Origin of the sequence: Actinomadura physcomitrii (genome assembly GCF_008923205.2) — a bacterium.
GTDB lineage: Bacteria > Actinomycetota > Actinomycetes > Streptosporangiales > Streptosporangiaceae > Spirillospora > Spirillospora physcomitrii.
Genome location: NZ_WBMS02000088.1, coordinates 1 through 8,033, shown reverse-complemented (window position 1 = coordinate 8,033; position 8,033 = coordinate 1). Strand labels below are relative to the sequence as shown.

The following is an 8,033-nucleotide window of genomic DNA, read 5'->3' as shown; positions in this document are numbered from 1 at the left end:
GTGGGTTGTGAGAGATCACCCGTCCTACCAGGGCTTCTTCACGTTCCAGGGCCCGCCGCACCGTCCGCGATCATGCTGTGATCATTCGTCGCGCGGCTGCTGGTGAAAAACGTTCACTGTCGGGTCCTGGGACAACGGTGGCGCATGGGGCGAGCATCTCACCTCGCGTGAGGTGTCGTACTGCTCGCGGGCACCGGTCGAGTTCGGCGGGTCGCTGCTACGCGACCACGTGCAGTCGGCGCTGGACAAGGGATACGGGACCATCACCTTCGGGTTGAAGGCCTACAGCGAGTCCTCAATGGACTGGTGGAAGCGGTTCGCTGAGGACGCCTACCTGTCGATCCAGTACAACAACCCGCCTAAGCAGCCGGACACCGACGACATGCACGCCATCCCGGGCACCAAGTGCGTGAACGCCCCGGACGCCAAGACCGTCAACGAGATTCCGACGGTGTACGCGATCTTGAATGACCCTGACACCGAGGACAAGAACAAGGTTCAGGCCCAGTTCACGCTGCATTGGGCTGATAAGCCCGACGGTTCGGACTGGGGACCGAAATGGACGTCGGCGCTGACCGGGGCGGCGAAGACGGGTGGCTCTGAGTTTCAGAAGGAGTTGCCGTCGACGATCCCGCAGAAGACCAAGATCGGGTGGGGGGTCCGGGCCTGGGACGGTGAGCAGTGGGGGCCGTGGAGCTACGACGGCGCGCAGACCGGCTGCTACTTCTACTACGACCCTTCAAGGCCGGCCAAGCCGGTCATCACCTCACCCGACTATCCCCAGGACGAGAACTGGCACGGTGCGGTCGGTGAGCCCGGACGGTTCCACATCTCTGACACCGCAGGGGTGGCCGACCGGTATGTGATCAGGATGAACGAGGGTCCAGCCCAGACCATCACGACCAGTGGCGGTACCGCGCGGGATGTGGTGGTGGCTCCGACCAGGTCGGGCCCCAACTTTTTGACGGTGCAGGCTTTCGCGCCGTCGGACCAGAATGGGGCTCTGGTGTCCTATGAGTTTCGGGCCAACACCGGGTCCGACCCGTCGGCGCGGTTCACGATGGACGAGGACGCCGGGACGACGGCGGTCACTGCGGCCAGCCCGGGTACGGCGGCGTGGCTGCGGGGTAATGCCGTGCTGGGCGGCGCAGGCAAGAACGGCACCGCGTTGAGCTTGGACGGTGTGTACGGCTTCGCTGAAGCCGGTCTGCCGCAGATCGATTCGACCAAGAGCTTCACCGTGTCGGCATGGGTCAAGCCGACTGCCTTCGGCATGAACAACGTGCTGGCCCAAAACGGCAACTCGCAAAGCGGCTTCCAGTTGGGAATCGAGCCGCAAGGCCAGCCGGTGTTCAAGAAACCCGCGACCGATACCAACGATGGCGGCGGCACCTGGCAGTCCGCGATGAGCGACACACCGCTGATCACCGGCCAATGGGCACACTTGACCGGCGTGTACGACCAAGCTGCCAAACAGTATCGGTTGTACGTCAACGGTGAGTTGAAGGCGACTGCGGCCGGTGTGACACCGCTGGCCTCGGGCGGATCTTTTCAGATCGGCCGCAGTCTCTATAACGGCAACTTCCTCAACTATTGGGCGGGCGGCATCGACGACGTCGCCGTCTTCTCCCAAGCACTGTCGGACACCCAGGTGCAGCAACTGTCGTCGGGAACGGTGCCCGACAGCGCTGGGTTGAAGGCGCACTGGACGATGGACGAGAAGCAGGGCTCCGCGCGGGTGTACAGCCCCGCCGACCCGATCAAGGCCACTCTCGGGTCCGGTACCACGACGGGTGTGGCCGGCCAGGCGGGCAATGCGCTGCGGCTGGACGGCACCACTAACGGCTACGCCGCCAGCGACCGGCCGCTGATCAACACCCGGCGCAGCTTCGCCGTGGCGGCGTGGGTGAAACTCGACGCCGCGCCTTCCGGCGACGCGGCGGTGCTGTCTGCCGAAGGCAACCGCACCAGCGCGTTCTCCCTGAAGTACGTCAAGAGCACCGGTAGATGGGCCTTCACGTATGCCGGCGGTGACAACGACACCCCTCAGATCTTCCAGGCGGTCTCCCCGCAAGCTGCCAAAACCGGCGAGTGGACGCACTAGCTCGGCGTGTACGACCAGAACACCCGCAAGCTGCGGATCTATGTCAACGGTGTCGCCGGCACCGACAGCCCCGAGGTGCCGTCGGCGTGGAACGCCGTCGGAGGGCTGCAGATCGGACGCGGCAAGTCCGCCGGCAATCCCGTCGATTACTGGAAGGGCCTGATCGACGACGTCCGCGTCTACGACCGGGTCCTGGGCGACCCAGAGGCTGCGGAGCTGGTCAAGCTGCACCCGACCCTTGTGGCGCGGTGGAGGTTCAATGACGGCGGTGCCGGGGAGCCTGGCGGGGTGCCGGTGATGGATCTGCACAACGGCGCGGTCACCGACCCTGCCTACGGGTTCAGGGGACACGTCGGGGGTCTGCGGCTGGACGACCCAGGAGGCAAGGCGTTCGCCGAATCTCACAGCAAAGTGGTGGACCCCAGCGAGAGCTTCACGATCGCCGGATGGGTCCGCAACCTGGGGCGGCCGCAGCAACCCGCCACGGTGTTCTCCCAAGCCGGTGCCAACGTCAACGCCTTCGATCTGCGATATGTCCCCGGTAAGGAAGACCCCGACCAGACCGGCAGCTGGCAAATCGAGATGCACAACGCCGACAAAGCCGACGATGCAGCGTTGACCGCGAGCCATTCGACGTTTAGTGAATACGATTGGGTGCATATCGCGGTGGTGTACGACGGGTTGCGCGACCGAGTCAGCCTGTATGTCAACGGGCAACTCGACGAAACCTCCCTGGGCGTCTCTCAAGAAGACCAGGTACTCGGCTTCGACACCAAGGACGCCTCGCTGCAGGTGGGCCGCAACAAACTCGGGGCAGCCGACGGCAGCGAGTTCTGGCCCGACGCGATCGATGACGTGTGGGCCTATCAGGGTGCTCTCACTCAGGAACAGATCGGTCAACTCGCCGGCGGTCAGGAACTCGATACCGAGAACGGCCCCTAACCGGCTACCCGGCCGCCACTCTCTTTCTGCCTCACAGGCGAGGGCGGCCTGATCCGCTTAAAAACGTCGTGACCGTGATTCGTGCTGGAATGCGCCCGCCTCAAGCGGGAGCTGCTGGTGGAGGATGCTGTGAAGGCCGGTAGAGCACAGGCAGGCAAGGCCACCACCCGCCGGACAAGGTTGGGGCATCGCAGGCTGGTCCTGCAACCGCGCCGCCTGGCCCGGGCGATGATGGTCGTGATGGCGGTGGCGGTGCCGGCCGGGCTGGCGTCGGTGCCGCCTGCGCTGGCCGACCCGCCGCACTCCCATCGCCCTACGGTCGACGACCCGCACCGGGTCGTCGAGGGCACGAACCTGAAAGTTAAGCCTCGCAAGGCCGACCCCAGCGACAAGCCGGGGCCCGCCGCAAAAGCGGCCTGGCCCAACCCCGGCACCGCCGAGGTCACCGTCCCCAAGGCCGCGGCTCGGACCGCGACTGGCGCCGGGCCCGCTGCGCGGGCCGGTGCCCTACCAGTCCGGGTACTTCCCGCCAGCAAGACTACCGCTGGCGGGGTGGGCCCGGCGGGCAAGGTGCGGGTCTCGGTACTCGACCACGCCACCGCAGCCAAAGCAGGCTTGGACGGGGTGGCGTTCACCGTGGCGCGCATCGACCAACCGCAAACCGTGCAGCCGCAAATCGGGCGGCAAACCGGACAACCCCCGGCGGAGCAGTTGCAGGCCGGGCAGGTCGGCGTCGAACTGGACTACTCCCAATTCGCGCAGGCGTTCGGTGGCGCCTACGGGTCGCGACTGCGCCTATTCCAGATGCCGGCGTGCGCGCTCAACACTCCTGACAAGCCCGAGTGCCGCTTGGCCGCTCCGCTGAAGACCAGCAACAACGGCGAAGCCGGCACCCTCACCGCCCAGGTGACCGCCGCCCCCGCGACGACCCCGGCGCCACAGGCAGGTACCGGCGGCGCCTCCGGTGCGGCCCAGCAGCTGGCGGGGACGGCAGCAAGCGGGCGTGGCAGACGTTCGCCTACACCTGGGGCACCCAGCGCCTCGAGACCGCCCGAACCTACCGGGAAGGCATCGCCGGCGACGACCGCTACGCCACGTACCACTACACCGACGCCGGCACCGTCACCTCCATCACCGACACCTCCCACGACGGCGTCGACAATCAATGCTTCACCTACGACCACCTGCAACGCCTCACCCAAGCCTGGACCCAGGGCACCGGCGACGCCTGCGCCAGTGACCCGACCACGGCAGTGATCGGCGGACCGGCACCGTACTGGCAGACCTTCACCTACGACACCGCCGGCAACCGCAAAACCGAAACCCTGCACGGCGTCGGCGGCAAGACCGACACCACCCGCACCTACAGCTACGCCGACCCCGGCCACGGCAACCGCCTCAACAAGGTCGTGCAGACCGGAGGCGACGGCGACCGCACCGACACCTACGGCTACGACGACACCGGCAACACCACCACCCGCGCCATTGGATACAGCCCCACCAACACTGGCCAGACACTCGAGTGGGACACCGAAGGCGAACTGACCAAGGTCACCGAGAACGGCAACGACGAAACCTTCCTCTATGACGCCGAGGGCAACCGCCTCATCCGAAAAGACCCCGCCGGCACCACCCTCTACCTGCCCGACGGCACCGAACTACGCGCCCTCAACGGCGCTTCCACCGCGACCGGCACCCGCTACTACACCTTCGCCGACCAAACCGTCGCGATGCGCACCTCCGACGGCGCCCTTACCTACCTCACCGCCGACACCCAAGGCACCGCCCAAGTCGCCATCAACGCGACCAACCAGCAGGCGACCGTCCGCCGCTTCGGCCCATTCGGCAACGTCCGCGGCCTCGACGACGACGCCACATGGCCAAACGACAAGGGCTTCGTCGGCGGCACCCAGGACCCAACCGGCCTGACCAACCTCGGCGCCCGCCAATACGACCCGCAAACCGGCCGCTTCATCTCCGTCGACCCGGTCATGGACCAGGCCGACCCCCAGCAGATGAACGGCTACACCTACGCCAACAACAACCCCGTAACCCACTCCGACCCCGACGGCACCTGCCCCCCCGATATCTGCGGCAACGGCGTCATCAACGTCGGCCACGACAAACCCGCCACCACAGGCGGCTGCGGACACGACTGCGGACGCGCACCCAGCGGCTTCGGCCACCTGCCCTCCCGCGGAGGCAGCGGCGGTCACTCCGTCGGCAAACCCATCAACGTCCGCTGGGGCGACCAAACCGTCCACGCCCCCAGCCTCGTCGCCTACTGGACCGCAGTCTTCAAGATGCAGCAGGTGGTGTACCTCAAGCACAGCGGCGACCTCGGGCCCCTCGACCCCCAACTCATGCCCGAATGCGGCATCAACAGCAGCGACAACAGCATCTGCGGCATCGGTGATCTCGGTCGCCTCGGCAACTTCGGCAAATTGATCTGCCAAGTCAGCCACCTCCAATGCGACCGCATGTCCGCATCGGAGGCCTTCGGCGCAGGCATGAAGGGCTGGGACGGATCCTTTGGCCGCGACGGCGGCATCACAGGTATCGAAGGCATCGGAGGCATGGGACGAGGGGGCGGCGTAGGAGGCCTGAAGGCCTGTAGCAGCTTCGTACCCGGCACCACAGTGCTCATGGCCGACGGCTCCCACAAAGCCATCGAAGACCTCAAAGCCGGAGACAAGGTCCAGGCCACCGACCCCGAGACCGGCGAAACCACCGCCGAACCCGTCCTCGGCACGATCACCAGCAAGGGCGACAAGAACCTCGTCCAGATCACCATTGACCCCCAGGACCGGCGTCCGGTCTGGAGCACCACCCAGAAGACCAAGAAGCCCGGCAGCCTCCTCCGGAACGCTAAGAACAGCAAGGGTGGCGTCATCATCGCCACCGACACCCACCCCTTCTGGGTCGGCGGCGACCTCAACACCTGGATCAACGCAACCGACCTGCAGCCCGGCATGTGGCTACGCACCAGCGCCGGCACCTACGTCCAAGTCACCGCCACCAAGCACTGGACCACCCATCACCAAAGCGTCCACAACCTCACCATCGCCAACCTCCACACGTACTATGTGGAAGCTGGTGCGACGCAGGTCCTTGTCCACAACTGCGGCGGATCTGTCCCTCGCCACAGGTCGATATGCGATTGTGCTAATGGTGGTAAGCCTGCACTAATGCGCGGACCCAAGCCTGCAGGCACGGGGCCGCATAATCTTAAGATCGCGGAAGTTGCCGACCAAGTAACGGATGGTCAAGTGATCGCAGGAGGTGGCAGGTTGCCTGAAAGGGAGTTTGCTACCCCCGGAGGATTCAAGAGTGCTCGCCGCCCCGATGTTCTGGTGCAGAGGCCAGACGGTACCCTGTACGGGATCAACGTAGGAAAGCAGACGGCGCGTGGTGCCCCGATCAAGCGAGAAGCTGAGGCGTTGCAAGATCTGGAAGGTATCGGAATTCCGATGCACTTCGTGCCCTACAACTAGTGAGTCATGATGAAAGTAACGCTTCAGTTCCATGGTGATCGCCAGGAGATCTGTGCGATGGCCTGGGAGTGGGCATGTGAGTCTGGGGTGCTCCTTGTGCAGGAGCGTTTTAACCCCACCTATCAGGCGCGACTGGTAAGTGGTGTACAGAAAGGAAGTGGAAGTCCAGAATTCGGCGACGACATTCATCGCATATCTCTGAACCCTCCTTCCGTGGATCTGAGCGCCACTTCTTCTCTCGATTTTGTGCGAAGGAATCCAGACTCTTTGTTTATTACTCTCGGCGAGCAATCCAACTCTATTCTGAGGGAGTCATTTCTTGCGGCCATGACTGATGACTTATCTTTTGTGGCGCTATGGAAAAAGCTGCGGGAGCGTGCCAGAAGGTCCATGCATAAAGGTGCTTGGGTGGAGAACACTGTATCGGGCGCACGATCGCGGGTGGTCAACCATTACTATACGGAAGGGGCCAAGCGGCTTGTTGAAGCAGGGGTGATTCCGGTGGGTGGAACAGATTTGATTGCTTATCGGTTTGAGTAAAAGCTGTTCCCTAATGGTGGAGGCGTTGGGGTGGTCGGGCCGCGGTGACGTGCCGCCCTAAGGCGGGCCATGTAGGTGTCGGTACGGTGACGCACGAAGCGCAGCCCCCAGAACGTCGAACTCCTGGCCGATGGCGAGCCCCGGGAGATGGCGAGCTTGGAGTTGGCGGCGAACTGCGAACACGACATCCCTGCTGATGAGCAGGATCGCCGCGAGTGGGTTGTCGTCGTTGAGTGGCTCAACACAGTGCTGCGCGAGAAAGCGCTGTGGAAGGCCGGCATGTTCGCCAACCAGAACTCTGCCTGCAAGCTGCGGGCGCGGTTCACCATCGATGAAGCGCTCCGCTACTTTCAGATCGACTGAAGTAGTTGTTGGTCACCAGGTGGGTCACGGGTGCGTCCGCGCGCCTCTCTGCTGCTCACCTGGACGGTGTGCATCTACTCGCATTCGAGTGTTCGTGACGCGACCTGACCGGCTTCGGACAGAAGACGGTTCCCTTGCTTGCCGGCGGGACAGGGGTGGCCGGTACGCTCGCCGGGGGCTGGCTCGGATAGGTGCCTCGCTGCGGAGGGAAGCATCGGACTCGTGTCGGCTGACCGAAGTGACGGATTTTCTGGTCACATCGACTATTAGTTACGATGGCTTGCGTGTTCTCTTCGCAGGAGCGGTCAGCCGGTGTCTCAGCCTGAATCCACCGCGGGAGTTTGGGTGATCGGCTGGCCCCTGTTTCCTGGTTTCGAGTGTGCTTGGCTGGCCGCTCACGGTTGTGCGGCTTGTCCATAGGCTGGTGGTCGGAGGGCTCGGGCAGGTGGCCGTGGTGGTCGTCAAGGGTGCGGTGACCGGGGTTTGGGCTGGTCAGGCCGCTGCTGCTGGTGGTGGGTGGACGGCTTGGAAGGCAGACAGCCAGGCGGGTGCCCAGGGCCAGTGCTCGGGCAGGTGCAGGGTGAGGTGAC

General features: G+C 64.7%; 4 protein-coding genes and 1 pseudogene. All 5 read left to right on the top strand.

Annotated features, from left to right (window positions below):
* Positions 1-298: 298 nt before the first annotated feature.
* A pseudogene (locus F8568_RS50885) lies at positions 299-2,299 on the top strand (LamG domain-containing protein); the annotation flags it as partial.
* Positions 2,300-2,401: 102 nt separating this feature from the next.
* Entirely contained in the window at positions 2,402-3,046 is a 645-nt protein-coding gene (locus tag F8568_RS50880) for a LamG domain-containing protein (RefSeq protein WP_328601331.1), read from the top strand.
* Between the two features lie 842 nt (positions 3,047-3,888).
* Positions 3,889-6,540, top strand: a complete 2,652-nt coding sequence (locus F8568_RS46275) for an RHS repeat-associated core domain-containing protein (RefSeq protein WP_151600527.1) — start codon at positions 3,889-3,891, stop codon at positions 6,538-6,540.
* Positions 6,541-6,546: 6 nt separating this feature from the next.
* On the top strand, positions 6,547-7,080 hold the full coding sequence (locus F8568_RS46270; protein WP_151600526.1) for a hypothetical protein: 534 nt from the start codon (positions 6,547-6,549) through the stop codon (positions 7,078-7,080).
* Between the two features lie 147 nt (positions 7,081-7,227).
* Positions 7,228-7,443: a hypothetical protein gene (locus tag F8568_RS46265; protein ID WP_151600525.1), complete on the top strand. Its 216-nt coding sequence runs from the start codon at positions 7,228-7,230 to the stop codon at positions 7,441-7,443.
* The last annotated feature ends 590 nt before the right edge of the window (positions 7,444-8,033 follow it).